The 15,905-nt window shown below is 70.3% G+C and carries 14 protein-coding genes and 1 pseudogene; 8 read left to right on the forward strand and 7 right to left on the reverse strand.

Going from position 1 to position 15,905, the window contains the following annotated elements; all coding sequences use genetic code 11:
* Positions 1–9 precede the first annotated feature (9 nt).
* A complete protein-coding gene (gene nagA, locus LWF15_RS25520) occupies positions 10–1,221 on the forward strand; it encodes an N-acetylglucosamine-6-phosphate deacetylase (protein WP_232813466.1) in 1,212 nt (403 codons plus the stop codon).
* Positions 1,221–2,003, forward strand: a complete 783-nt coding sequence (gene nagB, locus LWF15_RS25525) for a glucosamine-6-phosphate deaminase (RefSeq protein ID WP_232813467.1) — start codon at positions 1,221–1,223, stop codon at positions 2,001–2,003. Before nagA ends, nagB begins: the two co-directional genes overlap by 1 nt.
* Here the strand turns inward: nagB and LWF15_RS25530 are convergent.
* Complete coding sequence (locus LWF15_RS25530) at positions 2,000–2,875, reverse strand: spermidine synthase (protein WP_232813468.1); 876 nt, start codon at positions 2,873–2,875, stop codon at positions 2,000–2,002. The genes nagB and LWF15_RS25530 overlap by 4 nt on opposite strands.
* A gap of 19 nt (positions 2,876–2,894) precedes the next feature.
* Between LWF15_RS25530 and LWF15_RS25535 the strand changes: the two genes are divergently transcribed.
* Positions 2,895–3,623 (forward strand): GNAT family N-acetyltransferase, encoded by a 729-nt coding sequence (locus LWF15_RS25535; RefSeq protein ID WP_232813469.1) that lies wholly within the window; start codon positions 2,895–2,897, stop codon positions 3,621–3,623.
* Positions 3,624–3,631: 8 nt separating this feature from the next.
* Positions 3,632–4,111 carry an NUDIX domain-containing protein gene (locus LWF15_RS25540; RefSeq protein ID WP_232813470.1) on the forward strand — a complete coding sequence of 160 codons (480 nt, stop codon included), beginning with the start codon at positions 3,632–3,634 and terminating at the stop codon, positions 4,109–4,111.
* Here LWF15_RS25540 and LWF15_RS37800 read toward each other — a convergent pair.
* Positions 4,108–5,817, reverse strand: coding sequence for a phospholipase D family protein (locus LWF15_RS37800; RefSeq protein ID WP_408624002.1), 1,710 nt, complete (start codon positions 5,815–5,817; stop codon positions 4,108–4,110). The two genes, LWF15_RS25540 and LWF15_RS37800, sit on opposite strands and share 4 nt — an antisense overlap.
* A gap of 72 nt (positions 5,818–5,889) precedes the next feature.
* Here LWF15_RS37800 and LWF15_RS38235 point away from each other — a divergent pair.
* A pseudogene (locus tag LWF15_RS38235) lies at positions 5,890–5,961 on the forward strand (pentapeptide repeat-containing protein); the annotation flags it as partial.
* A 291-nt stretch (positions 5,962–6,252) separates the two neighbouring features.
* Here the strand turns inward: LWF15_RS38235 and valS are convergent.
* Positions 6,253–8,880 carry a valine--tRNA ligase gene (valS, locus tag LWF15_RS25550; protein ID WP_232813472.1) on the reverse strand — a complete coding sequence of 876 codons (2,628 nt, stop codon included), beginning with the start codon at positions 8,878–8,880 and terminating at the stop codon, positions 6,253–6,255.
* A gap of 55 nt (positions 8,881–8,935) precedes the next feature.
* A complete protein-coding gene (locus tag LWF15_RS25555) occupies positions 8,936–10,627 on the reverse strand; it encodes a RecQ family ATP-dependent DNA helicase (RefSeq protein WP_232813473.1) in 1,692 nt (563 codons plus the stop codon).
* A gap of 236 nt (positions 10,628–10,863) precedes the next feature.
* On the opposite strand from LWF15_RS25555, the gene LWF15_RS25560 reads away from it, so the two are divergent.
* Positions 10,864–11,937 (forward strand): alpha/beta hydrolase, encoded by a 1,074-nt coding sequence (locus LWF15_RS25560; RefSeq protein ID WP_232813474.1) that lies wholly within the window; start codon positions 10,864–10,866, stop codon positions 11,935–11,937.
* Between the two features lie 2 nt (positions 11,938–11,939).
* Here LWF15_RS25560 and LWF15_RS25565 read toward each other — a convergent pair whose 3' ends face one another.
* A complete protein-coding gene (locus tag LWF15_RS25565; protein ID WP_232813475.1) occupies positions 11,940–12,557 on the reverse strand; it encodes an MSMEG_1061 family FMN-dependent PPOX-type flavoprotein in 618 nt (205 codons plus the stop codon).
* A gap of 180 nt (positions 12,558–12,737) precedes the next feature.
* Between LWF15_RS25565 and LWF15_RS25570 the strand changes: the two genes are divergently transcribed.
* A complete protein-coding gene (locus LWF15_RS25570; RefSeq protein ID WP_232813476.1) occupies positions 12,738–13,544 on the forward strand; it encodes a nucleotidyltransferase domain-containing protein in 807 nt (268 codons plus the stop codon).
* Between the two features lie 63 nt (positions 13,545–13,607).
* Complete coding sequence (locus LWF15_RS25575; RefSeq protein WP_232813477.1) at positions 13,608–14,147, forward strand: DUF4352 domain-containing protein; 540 nt, start codon at positions 13,608–13,610, stop codon at positions 14,145–14,147.
* Positions 14,148–14,161: 14 nt separating this feature from the next.
* Here the strand turns inward: LWF15_RS25575 and LWF15_RS25580 are convergent, their stop codons facing one another.
* Both LWF15_RS25580 and LWF15_RS25585 read right to left on the reverse strand, forming a co-directional pair.
* Positions 14,162–15,193: an arabinan endo-1,5-alpha-L-arabinosidase gene (locus tag LWF15_RS25580; protein WP_232813478.1), complete on the reverse strand. Its 1,032-nt coding sequence runs from the start codon at positions 15,191–15,193 to the stop codon at positions 14,162–14,164.
* A 101-nt stretch (positions 15,194–15,294) separates the two neighbouring features.
* Complete coding sequence (locus LWF15_RS25585) at positions 15,295–15,828, reverse strand: META domain-containing protein (protein ID WP_232813479.1); 534 nt, start codon at positions 15,826–15,828, stop codon at positions 15,295–15,297.
* Positions 15,829–15,905: the final 77 nt, after the last annotated feature.

The raw sequence follows: 15,905 nt of genomic DNA on the forward strand, positions 1-15,905 counted from the left end.
GGTGTCGCCGTGAGCGGCACCCGGGTCGCCGCCGTCACCGGAGCCTCGGTGCTCGACCCGGTCACCGGGCAGAGCCGGCGAGCCGATGTGGTGCTCGCCGAGGGCCGGGTGGTCTCGGTCGGTCCGGTCTCCTCACCCGTGACCCACTCCGGTGAGGTCCTCGACGCAACCGGCCTGACCCTCGTCCCCGGTCTGATCGATCTGCAGGTCAACGGCGCCGCCGGGGTGGACATCACCGCCGATCCGGAAGGCCTGTGGCGGGTCGCGGCCGCCCTCCCCCGCTACGGCGTCACCTCGTTCCTTCCCACTTTGGTGACCACCGACGTCCGTACGCGGTTGAGGGCCATGGAGGTACTGGCCGACGGCCGCCCCGATGCGGTTCCCGCCGGCGCGCGCCCCCTGGGCCTGCACTTCGAGGGCCCGATGCTCGCCCCGGCCGGCAAGGGCGCCCACGACGAGCGCTTCCTGCGCTCTCCCAGCCTCGACCTGATCGAGGGCTGGGATCCCGAGTCGGGCGTTCTGATGGCCACTCTCGCGCCCGAACTGCCCGGCGCCCTCGAAGTGATCCGTGAGCTGGCCGATCGGGGCGTGCTGGTCTCGATGGGCCACACTGCCGCCACGCTCGAGCAGTTCGAGGCCGGGGCAGCGGCGGGCGCCCGCGCGGTGACTCACCTGTACAACGCCATGACCCCGTTTCACCATCAGCAGCCCGGGCCGGCCGGGGCCGTGCTCGACGGGGGCGGTCTGGTGGCCGGGGTCATCGTCGACGGCCTGCACGTTCATCCGCGCACGGTGTCGCTGACCTGGAACGCACTCGGCTCCCAGCGTTTCCTGGCCGTCAGCGACACCACCGCAGCCCTGGGCCAGCCCGACGGCGAGGCCCGGCTCGGCTCCCGCCGGGTGATCATCCGCAACGGCTCGGTCCGCCTGGCCGACGACGGCACGACCCTGGCCGGTAGCGCCGTCTCGCTCGACCAGTGTCTGCGCCTGCTCGCTACTTTCACCGGGCGCGAGCTCGGTGAGGTACTGCCCGCCGCCACCACCGTGCCGGCGGCCCTGCTCGGTCGCGACGATCTGGGCCGGATCCGGCCCGGCAGCGTCGCCGACCTGGTTCTGCTCAATGACGACCAGTTCCCCGTGGCCACCCTGGTCGAGGGGAACCTGGTCTACGACTGGTATTTCGCACCCGCGCCGGAATGGACCGAAGGACTGCTGGGCTGATGGAAGTCATTGTCCTACCTACTGCCACCGAGACCGCCGCCCTGGCGGCCGACATCATCGAGACCCTGTTGCGCACCGGCGCCGAGCCGGTGATCGGCCTGGCCACCGGCTCCACCCCGCAACCGCTCTACCAGGAGCTCACCCGCCGGCACAAGGAAGCGGGCCTGAGCTTCGCGCACGCCCGGGCCTTCATGCTCGACGAGTACGTGGGCCTGCCCGAAGATCACCCGGAACGCTATGCGGCGGTGATCCAGCGCGAGGTCACCGACCGGCTGGACATCCCGCCGGCAGCGGTTCAGGGGCCGAACGGCGCCGCCGCCGACCCGGTCGCCGAATGCGCCCGCTACGAGCAGGCGATCATCGACGCGGGCGGTATCGACGTGCAGATCGCCGGGATCGGCTCGAACGGGCACATCGCGTTCAACGAGCCGGGTTCCGCCCTCACCTCACTCACCCGGCCGAAGACGCTGAACGCCCGCACCCGGCAGGACAATGCGCGGTTCTTCAGCTCGCTCGACGAGGTGCCCCGGCACGTCCTCACCCAGGGGCTGGGCACCATCGGGCGCAGCCGGCACCTGCTCATGCTGGCCAGCGGTGAAGGCAAGGCGGAAGCCGTGGCGCACGCCGTGGAGGGTCCGCTCTCGGCCGTCTGCCCCGCGTCCATCGTCCAACTGCACCGGCACGCAACGGTTCTGCTCGACGAACCGGCCGCCGGCCGGCTGCAGCTGCGCGAGTACTACGACGACATCTGGGCCAACCGGCCCGACTGGCAGCCGCTCTAGCCCTTGAAGAGTCCGTCCGGAGGTTCCGGTGACTGCTGCGCCTGCGCATCGTTCACCGGCTGGGCACCGGCCACGAAGTTCTCCAGGTCGGTGCCCGCCAGCACCCGCGCGGCGAACACGTCCGAGGCGGTGCGCCGGGCCAGCCCTCGCAGGGGCAGCGGCCCGGTGCTCGCGGCCAGCACCAGGTTCCCGAACCGGCGGCCGCGCAGCACCGGCGGCTGGGCCACGATCGTGGTCTCGGCGAACACCGTCTGGGCAGTGGCCACCTGCGCCCGGGCGAAGTGCAGCCCGGGCCCGTCGGCCAGGTTCGCCGCGTAGATCCCACCCGGCCGCAGCACCCGCGCGGCCTGCTCGACGAACTCGGCCGAGGTCAGGTGGGCGGGGATCCGGGCGCCGCTGAACACGTCCACGATCATCAGGTCGACGCTGTCCTCGGTGAGCCCGGTGAGCACCTCCCGGGCGTCTCCGGCCCGCACCCGCACGCCGGAGTTCTTCGGCAGCGGCAGGTGCTCGCGGACGAACTCGATCAGCGGCTCGTCGATCTCCACCACCCGCTGCCGGGAGCCGGGACGGGTGTGCGCGATGTAGCGCGGCAGGGTCCAGGCGCCCCCGCCCAGGTGCAGCACGTTCAGCGGCCGGCCGGGCTCGGCGGCCAGGTCGATCAGGAAGCCGAGCCAGCGCATGTACTCGAACTCCAGGCGGGTGGGGTCGGCCAGGTCGACGTGCGACTGGGCGGTGCCCTCCACCAGCAGGGTGAACGACTCCGGCCGCTCCGGATCGGCCGTGATCTCCGCCGCACCCTGCGCCACCGTCCGCCGCAGGAGGGCATCCAGACGACGCACCTGACCCCGGCCTGCTTCCTTCGATCCCACGGCGTCGATGATGCACTACATGAGCGACACCGGGATCCACCTGTTCAACGCCAACAACCAGGGCCGCTGGAGAGCCATGGACCTGCCCACCGGCGGCCTGCCCAACGACCAGGACGTGTTCTCCCGGCACGCCCCCGGCGGCGGCCAGGTCGTGGCCCGCCGCCCGCTGTCGCCCGCACGTATCGCCGAACTCTTCGAACTACCTGCCCTCGGGCGCCGGAACATGGTCGAGGACTCGTTCGGCGTCGGCGGGGTCGTGGTGCCCGAAGGCGTGACTCCGTTCGTCTACCCCGTCATGCTGCGCACCGCCGAGCCGGTCGAGGTCGTGAAGCGGCCCGGGGTCGACGTGACCATCGCCACCACGCCCGACGAGCTGGAACAGGCCGAGCAGGTCATCGTCGAGGGCTTCCCCCGCCCCGAGGTGCAGCCCTGGCAGCCGGGCGGGTTCCTGCCCAAGGCCGTGCTGAGCAACCCGGGGTGGCGCACCTGGCTGGCGCGGCGTGACGGAGTGCCCGCAGCGGCGGCGGTGAGTTACGACGACGGCGCACTACTGGGCGTGTACTGGCTGGCCACGCTGCCGGCTCACCGCGGTGGCGGGCTCGGGGCCGCGCTGATGACGGCGATCCTGGCCTCCCGCCCCGAGATGGCATCCGGGCTGGTGGCGACCAAGATGGGCCTGCCCCTGTACGAGCGTCTGGGCTACCGGCCGATCTCCCAGGGGGTCTGGTACGCGGTGAGTGGGGCATGATGGCGCCCGTGGCGACGAGAAGCGCAGCAATGCTGGTCTACCGGTTCGACCACGACGGCGATCTCGAGGTGCTGATCGCGCACATGGGCGGGCCGTTGTGGGCGCACAAGGAGGACCACGCCTGGTCGATCCCCAAGGGCCTGTTCGAGCCGGGCGAGGACGCGCTGACCGCGGCGCTGCGGGAGTTCCAGGAAGAGATGGGGTCCCCCGCCCCGGAGGGTCCCTACCTGGAGCTCGGTGACACCAAGCAGTCCAGCGGCAAGGTGATCACCACCTTTGCGGTGCACGGCGAGCACGACGTCAGCACGTTCTCCAGCAACCTGTTCGAGATGGAGTGGCCGCGTGGCTCGGGCCAGATGCAGTGGTTCCCCGAGATGGACCGGGCCGCCTGGTTCGACCTCCGGACCGCAGCGACCAAGCTGGTCAAGGGGCAACTGCCGATCCTCGAGGCGCTCAGCCAGGCGGTCCACCGGCAGACCGCGCCCTAGAACTTCACCTTCGGACGCAGTCGGCGGGGACGGTCGTCCGGGTCGTAGATCATGCGGTACACCGGCGTCGCCCAGAGCCGGGCCAGACGGCCGATCGGCTCCGGATCGTGCTGCCGGGCATGACCTTTCGGCCGCTCCCCGGTCTGCCCCTGGGCATGCCAGTCGTCCAGGGCGCGGGCCGTGCTCTTCCACAGGTCGAAGGCCGTGACGGGGTCGAGCAGGCGGGGATCGTCCTCCGGAACGCCCAGGTGCTCGGCCCACAGCGAGAGCCGCAGATCGCGCGGCAGCCGGCGGGCCCCCAGCGCGGTGGGCTCGCGCGGGTCGTGCTCCGGATCCAGCACCGCGCAGGTGAGTTCGCTGTCGTTGGTCCACGAGCGACGGTTGAAATTGTCCGAACCGCAGGTCATCCAGACGTCGTCGACCACACAGATCTTGGCGTGCACATAGATCGGCACGCCCTGCGGGTTCTCCAGGTCGTACACCGCGAACCGCTCCGGTGCGGCTTCTTTCAGGGTCTTGATGGCGTCGAGCTGCCCCAGCCGGTTGGGCGGGTTGTTCTGGTCGGGATAGCGCGGCACCACCGCGATCACCCGCAACTCCGGGGCCCGCCGCAGGGCATCGGCAATGCCCTCGGCCACCACCCGCGACCAGAGGTACTGGTCCTCGACGTAGATCAGGCTCTGCGCCTGCTTGAAGGCCTTCTCGTAGGCCCGGGCCACACTGCGCTCACCGTTCTCGGCGAAGGGGTAGCGAGGACGCTTCGCGCCATAGGTACGCAGCAACTGCACCGCATGACGCCCGCTGGGCTGCGGATCCGGAAACGTCTCGGGCAGCTTCCTAGGGTGACGCGGCATGTGGGCTCGACGCTGGATCAGCATCCGGTAGGGCGTACGCCGGTCCAGCGGCGTCGGATCGTCCCAGCGCTCGATGAATGTACGCAGCAGGTCGCCGACAATCGGCCCTCGCAGCTCCAGAGCGGCATCGTGCCACGGCGCCCGCCCCTGATAGCGCTTGTCCATCGGGGCCTGCTGCGGGTCGCCGCGATGCTCGGCGTCGTCGCGCCGGGAGTAGCACAGGTCGATCCCCCCGACGAAGGCCACGTCCCGTTCGGGCTCTCCCTGGTGCCGGATCACGAAGAGCTTCTGGTGATGCGCCCCGAACCGCCGGACCCGCTGGTCCAGCAGCACCTCCCCACCGGCCAGGTTGATCTCGGTGCCCAGCCGCTGGTTCTGCTGGGCACTGAACGCGAAGCTGTCCGAGTGCGAGCGCCAGAGCAGGCCGCGCACGTCCACCCCGTCGCGGGCCAGGCCGGTGAGCACCTCACCGATGGTCGGCCCGTCCTCCAGCAGCTTCTCGTCGCGGTCGCCCCGCCAGTCGGTGAAGTAGAGACGATCGCCGCGCCGGAGGGCGGTCAGCTCCTCGTAAAGTCGGCGAAAGTAGTTGGCACCATGGACGAGTGGACGCACCTGGTTGCCGGCCACCCAGCCGCGGCCGTCGTCGCGGGGAATGCGGTCAATGGTGGACGAGGGGTTGCCGCGTTCGGAGGGAGTGAGGAACCAGATGCGGGTGGCCGGGTCTTCGTCCTCGTCCACCCCGGGCACGTCGATGTCCGGAGCGGGGTCGATGTCGGGGGCCGTCTCGCCTTCCTCGTCGACATTGGGCAGGCCGTCCAGGTCGTCCGGGCCTGGCTGGGACGAGCGGGGCATGCTGGAGCCGGCCTCGCTCGTATCGGCCTGTCCCGCAGCGTCCTCGCCCGAGCCCGCCTGACCCGAGCCGACCTGACCCGAGCCTGCCTCGCCCGAGCCGACCTGACCCGAGCGGACCTGTCCCGAGCCGACCTCACCCGAACCAGCCTGACCCGAGCCGACCTGGCCCGCAGCGCTCTCGCCCGAGCCAGCCTGACCCGCAGCGCTCACGCCCGAGCCAGCCTGATCCGAGCCGGCCTCGCCCGAGCCGACGCGGGCATCCCTGCCCGTTGTCCCGGTGCCCTCGCGTGCGTCCATTGGTGTCCGAGACTAGCCCGGAACGACGCAGGCGGCACCCAAGCCCCCGGAAGGGATGAGTGCCGCCTGCGACGACCGGGCTGCGTCGACCGGGCTGTGCTGATCGGGCTGGGCCGACCGTCCAGCCTCGCCCGAGCGTCAGCTCGCGGTCGGCTCCGTCTCGCGCAGCGTGACCTCCACCTTGGCGTCGGCCTCGTCGACCGCCACCGTGACCAGCTCGGCCACCGTGCCCGCAGCCCGCAGGTCACCGATGACCGCCTGCACGGCCGTGATCCGGGCGGCGGTGTCGGACACCACGACCTTCTCGACCTCGGCGCGCACCGACTTCTTGGCGTCGGACTTGGTCTTGCGGATCTGACGCAGCACGTCGGCCGCGACCGCCAGCACCGACAGCTCGCCGGCGGCCGGTTCGTCCGAGCCCTTCAGCAGGTCACGGATCTCGACCGGGGCGGGCCAGCTGGACCGGTGGATCGAGCCGGCGCCGAAGCCCGGCAGCCGCTGCCCGGACTCGGTCGAGGCCATCGACCAGGCCTCTTCGGTGACGTAGGGCAGGAACGGCGCGAACAGCCGCAGCAGCACCGAGACCGCGGTGCGCAGCGCCGTCTGGGCCGAGACGGCCCCGGCGCCCTCACCGTAGGCGCGGTCCTTCACCAGCTCCAGGTAGTCGTCGCAGAACTGCCAGAAGAACTCCTCGGTGAGCTTGAGCGCCCGCGAGTAGTCGTAGCCCTCGAACGCCGCGGTGGCCTGCTCGACCAGGGTGATCAGCTGGGCCAGCAGGGCCTCGTCGACCGGCTCGGTGATCGCGCCCTCGGCCCCCGCGCCCTCGGCCGAGCCGAAGCCCAGCGCGAACTTGGAGGCGTTGACGATCTTCAGCGCCAGCCGCCGGCCGATCTTCATCTGGCCCGGGTCGAACGCCGTGTCCACGCCCAGGCGGGCGCTGGTGGCCCAGTACCGCACCGCGTCGGCGCCGTGCTGTTCCAGCAGGTCGGACGGCACCACCACGTTGCCCTTGGACTTGGACATCTTCTTGCGGTCCGGGTCGAGGATCCAGCCGGACAGGTTGGTGTGCGTCCAGGGCAGGCTGCCGTGCTCGTAGTGGCTGCGCACCACGGTCGAGAACAGCCAGGTGCGGATGATGTCGTGGCCCTGCGGACGCAGGTCCATCGGGAAGGTGCGGGCGTGCAGGTCCTCGTCCTCGCTCCACCCGGTGACGATCTGCGGGGTCAGCGAGGAGGTGGCCCAGGTGTCCATCACGTCCGGGTCGCCGGTGAAACCGCCCGGCTGGTCGCGCTGTTCGGCGGTGTAACCGGCCGGCACGTGCGACTGCGGGTCGACCGGCAGCTGCGCGTCGTCCGGGACGATCGGCTTGTCGTACTGCGGTTCGCCGTCGGCGTCGAGCGCGTACCACAGCGGGATCGGCACACCGAAGAAGCGCTGACGGGAGACCAGCCAGTCGCCGTTCAGGCCCTCGACCCAGTTCTCGTACCGGTGCCGCATGTGCTCCGGCGTCCAGTGCAGGTCTTTGCCGCGGGCGATCAGGTCGTTGCGGACCTGCTCGGAACGGCCACCGTTGCGGATGTACCACTGCCGGCTGGTGACGATCTCCAGCGGCCGGTCACCCTTCTCGAAGAACTTGACCGGGTGGGTGATCGGCCTGGGGTCGGCCAGCAGGTCGCCGGAGGACCTCAGCATCTCCACGGTGGCCTGCTGGGCCGCGAAGACCGACTTGCCGGCGATCTGGGCGAACGCCTCGCGGCCGGCCTCGGTGGCGAGCCAGGCCGGGGTGTCGGAGGTGACGCGGCCGACCTTGGTGATGATCGGCCGGGTGGGCAGATCCAGCTCACGCCACCAGATGACGTCGGTCAGGTCACCGAACGTACAGATCATGGCGATGCCGGTGCCCTTGTCGGGCTGCGCCAGCCGGTGCGCCACGATCGGCACCTCGACCCCGAAGACCGGGGTGGTGACGGTGGTGCCGAACAGCGGCTGGTACCGCTCGTCGTCCGGGTGGGCGACCAGCGCGACACAGGCCGCGAGCAGCTCCGGCCGGGTGGTGGAGATGGTCACCCCGTCGCCGGAGGCGCCCGAGACAGAGTGGAAACGCAGGTCGTGGTAGGCCGCCGGACGGTCGCGGTCTTCCAGCTCGGCCTGGGCCACCGCCGTCTGGAACGTGGTGTCCCACAGGCTGGGCGCCTCGGAGGAGTACGCCTCGCCGCGCTCGAAGTTCTTCAGGAAGGCTCGCTGGCTGATCTTCTGCGAGTACTGCGAGACCGTGGAGTAGGTCAGCGACCAGTCGACCGAGAGCCCGAGCGTGCGCCAGAGCTGCTCGAACACCTTCTCGTCGGTGGCGGTGAGCTGCTCGCACAGCTCGACGAAGTTGCGCCGGCCGACCGCCACGAAGTCCTGCCGCTTGGACGGGACCTTGGCCGGGGGCGTGAAGTCCTCGACGTAGGGCACCGACGGGTCGCACCGCACGCCGTAGAAGTTCTCCACCCGGCGCTCGGTGGGCAGACCGTTGTCGTCCCACCCCATCGGGTAGAAGACCTCGCGGCCGCACATGCGCTGGAACCGGGCGATCGTGTCGGTCTGGGTGTAGCTGAAGACGTGACCGACGTGCAGGGAGCCCGATACGGTCGGCGGCGGGGTGTCGATGGAGTAGATCTCGGAGCGCTCACGGGTCCGGTCGAACCGGTACGTACCTTCGCGCTCCCAGGTCTCGCCCCAGCGGGCTTCGAGACCGTCGACGGCAGATTTCGGGCTTCCCATGGATCCGACTCTATCGGTTCGGCGCGACCCCGTTTCCCGCCTGTGGACAACCCCGCTACGCCTCGCGGACCAGCAGCGTCGCGTCCGCGGCGATCGCGGCCAGGGCCAGCGTGCGGTATCCCACCTGCTCGAACAGCACGGTGATCCGGTCGGCCTCGTCGCGCATCACCACCCCGGGTCCCCACTCCCGGTGCCGGACGCGTTCGTTGGTGTCGAAGCGCACCGCCGCGATCTCCGGCGGCAGATCCTCGGCCTCGGCCTCCTGCTCGGCCACCAGACCCGACTTGCAGGTGTCGCAGTTGCCGCAGCCCGGCTCGTCCCCGGTGTCCAGCTCCTCACCGAAGTAGCCGAGCAGGAACTCCCGCCGGCACCCGGTGGTCTCAGCGAAACCGCGCATCATCTCCACCCGGGACTTGTCCATCCGGGTGTGCTCGGCATCCACCTCGGCCGCGGCGGCCACCGCGGCGGCCGCCGGGACGCTCACGTCCGTGTAGGCCAGCGCGTCGTCCTGCACCTGTACGGCCCCGGCCTGCTCGAGCAGGTTCACCGCGTTGGTGAGCTTGGTGTGGGTGAGGTCCAGCTGCTCGCGCAGCTCCCCCACCGGCACCGGGCCCTCCTTCTTGGTGTGCTTGCGCACCGCCCCGGCCACCTGCGTCAACGTGTCCTCGTCGGGGCCGCCGGAGGCGAAGAAGTTGCGCAGCGACAGGTCTTCGGGGCGGTAGTAGAGGCAGGCCAGCGCCGGGTCTCCGTCACGGCCGGCCCGGCCGATCTCCTGGTAGTAGGAGTCGATCGAGTCGGGCACGTCGGCGTGCAGGACGAACCGCACGTCCGCCTTGTTGATCCCCATCCCGAACGCGTTGGTGGCCACCACCACCTCGACCTCACCGGCCAGGAACGCCTGGTGCACCTCCTCGCGCTCGGCCACCTTCAGCCCGGCGTGGTAGGCCCGGGCGCTGCGGCCCTCGGCCCGCAGCGCCTCCGCGTACTCCTCGGTGGAACGCCGGGTGGCGGTGTAGACCAGCCCGCTGCCCTTCAGCTCGGCCACCCGCTCGACCACGGCCTTCTCCTTGTGCCGGGCCTCGACGAACCGCCGGACCTCCAGCTCCAGGTTGGGCCGGTCGAAACCGGTGACCAGCTGCACCGGATCGTTCATCCGCAGCCGTTCGGCGATCTCCGCCCGCACCGGCGGGGCCGCGGTGGCGGTGAGGGCGACCACCCGCGGCCGCCCGAGCGTCTCCACCACGTCACCGATGCGCAGGTAGTCGGGCCGGAAGTCGTGCCCCCAGGCCGACACGCAGTGCGCCTCGTCCACCGCCAGCAGCGAGACCTTCAGCTCGGCCAGCCTTTCCAGGACTTCCTGGTTGGCCAGCTGCTCCGGGGCAAGGAACACGAACTCCGCATCGCCCGTGGTCAGTGACTCCCAGGCCTCGTCGGTGCGGCCCCGGCTCTGCGCCGAGTTCACCGCCACCGCGCCGAGCCCCGCGTCCTCACCGTGCCGGGCCAGGTTGGCCAGCTGGTCGCGCTGCAGGGCGATCAGCGGCGAGACCACCACGGTCGGCCCGTCCAGCAGCAGACCGGCCAGCTGGTACACCGCCGACTTACCCGCCCCGGTGGGCATCACGACCATCACGTCCCGGCCGTTCGCCAGGGCCTTGACTGCCTCGAGCTGCCCGGGGCGCAGTTTGGCCAGGCCGAGCCGCGTTCGGGCCAGCTTACGGATGCGGGTCGAGAGGGGTACCAACTTCACACGCCTATCCTGGTGGAAACCGGGACGGAGGGCACGCCCGGCGCGATTCACCACCCACCGTGGTGCAACGGTCACGCTACCGGTCGCGGCAGATTCCGCCAGATCACTTGTCGCCGAGGACGGTTTGGCCCGAATGAGCTCGCCGTCCGGGCGCCACCGGAACGCGATCGAGGCCACGTCCTCCACCAGGCGGGCAGGTGTTCCCGCATGAGGCGGGTCGAACCTAGGGTGAGGCCATGCCCTTCCCCGCACCCCGCCGGCGTCCGACCTCTGGCCAAGGCCTCACCCGACGAGCCGGACTGGCAGCACTGGCCCTGGCGGGGTTGACCGCCTGCGCCGGAACCTCGCGCGCCGAGTCCACGCCTCCGGCCACCAGCACTCCTTCGAGTGAGCCGGGCCACATCAAGCACGCCGATCTGGCCTACGCCGAGGCGGTGGGCCGGGCGCACCTTCTCGACCTCTACGTGCCCACCGGCGTCCAAGGCCCCTTCCCGGTCGTGCTTTTCCAGGCCGGCTCGGCCTTCGGCAGCGACGACACCAAGTCCACCACCTCCGACCTGAGCGGCACCGTCGGCGCCGAGAACCTGGCCGGCCTCTGGGCCCAGCACGGCTACGCCGTGGTCGGCCTGAACGTGCGCAGCTCCGCCCAGGCCAAGTTCCCGGCCCAGGTGCACGACGTGAAGGCAGCGATCCGCTGGCTACGCGCCCACGCCGACGAATACGGCCTGGACAAGCAACGTTTCGCCACCATGGGCACGAGCAGCGGCGCGTGGGGCGCGGTCATGGCCGGGGTCTCGGCCGGGAACGCCTTCCTCGAGGGCGATCTGGGCAATCCCGGGGAGTCCAGCGAGGTCCAGGCCGTCGTCGACCTCTTCGGCCCGACCAACTTCCTGGCCATGGACAAGCACCGGCTTCCCGAGGGCCAGAAGCACAATCCGGGCTCGTCGCCCGAGTCGCAGCTCATGGGTTTCCCGATCCAGACCCGCCCCAAGGCCACCCGCCGCGCGAACCCGGCCACCTACGTCACCGCCGAGGCCCCGCCCATCTGGATCACCCACGGCACGGCCGACCTCCTGGTGCCCTTCAACCAGTCGCAGATCCTGTTCGGCGCCTACCACGACGCCGGTGCCCCAGCCACTTTCAGCCTGGTGCAGGACGCCGGGCACACCGATGCCTACCTGACCGGCTCCGCCCCCACCCCGCAAGTGGTCGTCCACACCACCGAGGGCGGCAACCTCACCCGCACCGACCAGCCCGCCCCGACTTTCGAGACAGTACGCGCGTTCCTCGACCAGAACCTCGCCCGCTGAGCTCAGTAGAGGCCGTGCTGGGCGTCCAGCGCGAGCATGTCGTCGATCAGCTTCGCCTCGACCTCGAGCTCGCGCTGGCTCTTGGCGATCTGCCCGCCGGTCGGCACGTCCCGGCGGCTGGGCCAGGTGGCGGCGTCCCAGAGGCTCGAGCGCACGAAAGCCTTGCTGCAGTGCGAGAACAGCTCCTCCACCGCCACCTCCACGCTCAGGTGGGGCGCGGATCCCTTCACCGTCATCCGGTCCAGGTAGGGCGCGTCGGCCACGATCCGGGCCCGGCCGTTCACCCGGATGGTGTCGCTGATCCCGGGCACCACGAACAGCATGCCCACCCGGGGCGACTGCAGGATGTTGCGCAGACTGTCCAGGCGACGATTCCCCCGCCGGTCGCCGAAGGCGATCGTCTTCTCGTCCAGCACCAGCACGTTCCCGGCCGGGTCACCGCGCGGTGAGACGTCGCAGGTTCCGTCCTCGGCGGTGGTGGCCAGCAGGAAGAACGGGCTGAGCTCGATGAAGCGCCGGGACTCGGGGTCGATCCGGCCCACCGCCTTGGAAGCGATGTCCGGATGCGGCAGCTCGACGATCTCGCGCAGCTCCGCCTCGTTCGTGATCACTCGGCTCATCTGCCGCGACACCGCACCGTCTCGTCGTCCACTGGTTCGCCCGCCAGGTTAGGCAAGCCTCAACTGGCGTCGCAACCAACCGTGTCGAGCACCACGGAAAATTGCGGTGGCGCCGGACCGGCCCGCTGTTGCACGATGTCCGACTGCCCAAAAACAGGGCACGGAGTGGAGGTCGTCGACATGGACGTTCGGGAGCTGCTGACCGAGCCGGTGCTGGAGTACGGGGACCGGACGGTGGCCGAGGCCGGCCAGATCCTGCGCTGCACGGTGGGCTCCGGGCTGCACGGCATCGCCATCGCCGGCACCGACGACCACGACGAGATGGGCGTGTTCGTCGAGCCTGCCCGCTGGCTGCTCGGGCTGGGCTACACCCGTGACAGCTACGTGGCCCGTTCCCAGGCCGAGGGAGCCCGGTCCGGGCCGGGTGACACCGACCTGGTCATGTACAGCCTGCGGAAATACCTGCGGCTGGCGGTGAAGGGCAACCCCACCGCGCTGCTGCCGCTCTTCGCGCCCGAACCGGATCTGCTGTTCTGCAACGAACTGGGGCACGAACTGCGGGCCCTGCGGCAGTCCTTCCTTTCGCAGGCCGCGACCACCCGCGTCCTGGGGTTCATGCAGGCCCAGCGCAAGGCCCTGGTCAACGGCGGGCGGAAGGTGCCGAACCGTCCTGAGCTGGTGGAACGGTACGGATACGACACGAAGTACGCCTCGCACGCCCTCCGCCTGGCCATGCAGGGCCGTGAACTGGCGCAGCACGGCCGACTGACCCTGCCGATGCCCGAGGCCGAGCGGCAGCGGGTGCTGGAGGTGAAGTCCGGGCAGGTGAAAGAGCTGCAGACCGTGCTGGACGAGATCGACGCGGTGGCGGCCGAGGTGGTGCAGGCGCTGGAGTCCGGCCGCACTCCCCTGCCGCAGCGGGCCGACACGGCCACGATCGAGGAGTGGGCGGTCAACGTGCACCGCCGGTTCTGGGACTGGGCTTGAACTCCGGCTCGCTGGGCCCGATGCTCGCCCGAGGTGCCACAGCGGCGTAGACGAAGGGGAGACATGGCGGACGACAACGGCAAGCGCCGGTCCGGTTCGTCCCAGAAACCCCCTGACCCACGCGGCAGCTGGCCCGCTGTGTTCTCGGCGCTGGCTGTCGCGGGTCTGCTCTTCGCCGGGGCGATCGCCCTGCACTACGGCAAGCTGCCGGCCTTTCTGGTGCCAGCCACCGAACTGGGCGAGGAGGCGACGGTCGAGGGCCGGCTGACCCAGGGCCCGGCCTCGACCGCCGTCACTCTCGTGGTCTCGGTACCGGCCGAGGCCAAGGTCTCCGACCTCAAGGCCAAGACCGACCAGCAGGTGGCCACGGTGGCGGTGAAGGTGCAGAACACCTCCGACCGCCCCGTGCCCGTGCCGGGTGCCGACCAGTCCCTGCGCACCGACCTGGCCCGCTCCTACGACAGTCGCACCGACGACGCCGTCGAGGTGGCCGCGGGCAAGACCCGCACGGTCGAGCTGCAGTTCCTCATCCCGGCCGACGAGGAACCGGACACCCTGAACCTGAAACTGGCCGGCGAGACGGTGAAACTGGACGTGCGCTGAGCCGGTCCGTCAGATCAGCTCACCACCGGCCAGTTCGAGGAGTCCCAGGTCAGCCGGTTGATCCCGAGCTTGGCCACACCGTTGTCGGCGCCGTCGTAGTAGTGGTACACGAGCACGTCGCCGTCACCGTCCTGGATCAGCGACTGCCCGCCCGGGCCGACGATGCTGCCGTGCGTGCCCAGGATCTGGGTGCCCCCGCCGGCGGTGAGCAGCTTGCCCGGCCGGTCCTTGTACGGGCCGGTGATGGTCTTGGAGCGGCCGACCATGATCTTGTAGGTGCTGTCCTTGCCCTTGCAGCAGTTGTCCCACGAGGTGAACAGGTAGTAGTAGCCGGCGTGGTAGATGATGGCCGGCGCCTCGATCGCCGTGCTCCCGGTGCGGGAGGCCAGGCTGTGCACCGTGGAGCTGCTCGAGATCCGCTTGCCCGTGGTCGGGTTCAGCTCGATCATCTTGATCCCGGTCCAGAACGAGCCGAGCGAGAGCCACCACTTGCCCTGCCGGTCGACGATCAGGTTCGGGTCGATCGCGTTGTGGTTGCTGCTGGTCGTGGTGGAGTAGATCTTGCCCTGGTTGGTCCAGCTGCCGGGCTTGCCGGTGGTGCTGGTGGCCAGGAAGATCGCCGACTTGTTCTTCCCGAACGACGAGGCCGAGTAGTACAGGTAGAACTTGCCGTTGCGGTACGAGAGGTCCGGCGCCCACAGGTTGGCGTTCGACTGGCCGGTGTACTCGTCCGTCCAGGAGGCACCGTTGGGGAAGGCCAGCCCGGTGTAGGTGAACTTGGTGCGGTCGGTGGAGGTGCGCAGCGCGATGCCGGGGGCCGTGGCCGCCATCAGGTAGGTGCCGTCCGGCCCCTTCACCATGGTCGGGTCGTGCACCGCGATGTTGCCCGAGACCGCACCCGGGCCGGGGTAGTTGGCCGCACCGGCAGAACGAAGGTGCAGGGTCGCCGGAACGACCGCCGCGGTCACGACCGCGGCGGCGAGCAGCCACGCCAGCCGGATCCGGCCCTTCCGGGCTCCCGACCGCACTGAGAAGACGCTGGACATGGCACCTTTCCTGGTTCGACGGTGCCGGCGGGTCGCCGGCCGACGCCAGTGAGGTCGGTTCCGGGCGCTCTCAGGTTGCTTTCGGGACCTTCAAATCGAGGTCAAGTTCCCGGGGGCACGTCCGGCTCGGTCTTCTTTTGGACGATCGACGCGGCGGGCGAGGGAGCGTCGGTCCGGGTGGGGGCCGGGTTCTCGGAACGGGTGTACCGCGCGATCTCCTCGTCCGCACTGAAGATCAGCGTGTCGTCCTCGACCCGCACAGTGGTGGCCCGGTCGAGCACGTCGTAGTGCGGCACGTTGGCGCAGCCGATCTCGGTGGAGGCCATCTCCTTCTGCTCGAACGCACCGCCGGCGTCGAGCTCGTAGGTACCGCGCAGGCCGTTGCACCCGTCGCTGCCGGTCCATTCACCCTGGTCGAACTCCAGATAGGCATCGGCCCAGGAGTCCGCGAACACCGGATCCAGGCGGTACCCCTCGATCCGCAGCGGATACCACCGGCCCACGATGTCTTCGGCCACGTTGGACCCGACCAGCGCGGTCCCCTCGGCCACGGGCTCGCCCTGCTCTCCGCAACCCGTGACCAACAGGACGGGCAGGACCAGGCCGACCACCGCCGTCCTCAATTTCTGGCTCATCGAAATACCTCCCTCACCAGTGCCGAACCTTGGACGGCCCGCCGCCCGGATTGGTTCCCCATGCGGCCTTGACGGAG

The sequence above is a fragment of the Kineosporia rhizophila genome (assembly GCF_021277265.1).
Taxonomy (GTDB): Bacteria; Actinomycetota; Actinomycetes; order Actinomycetales; family Kineosporiaceae; genus Kineosporia; species Kineosporia rhizophila.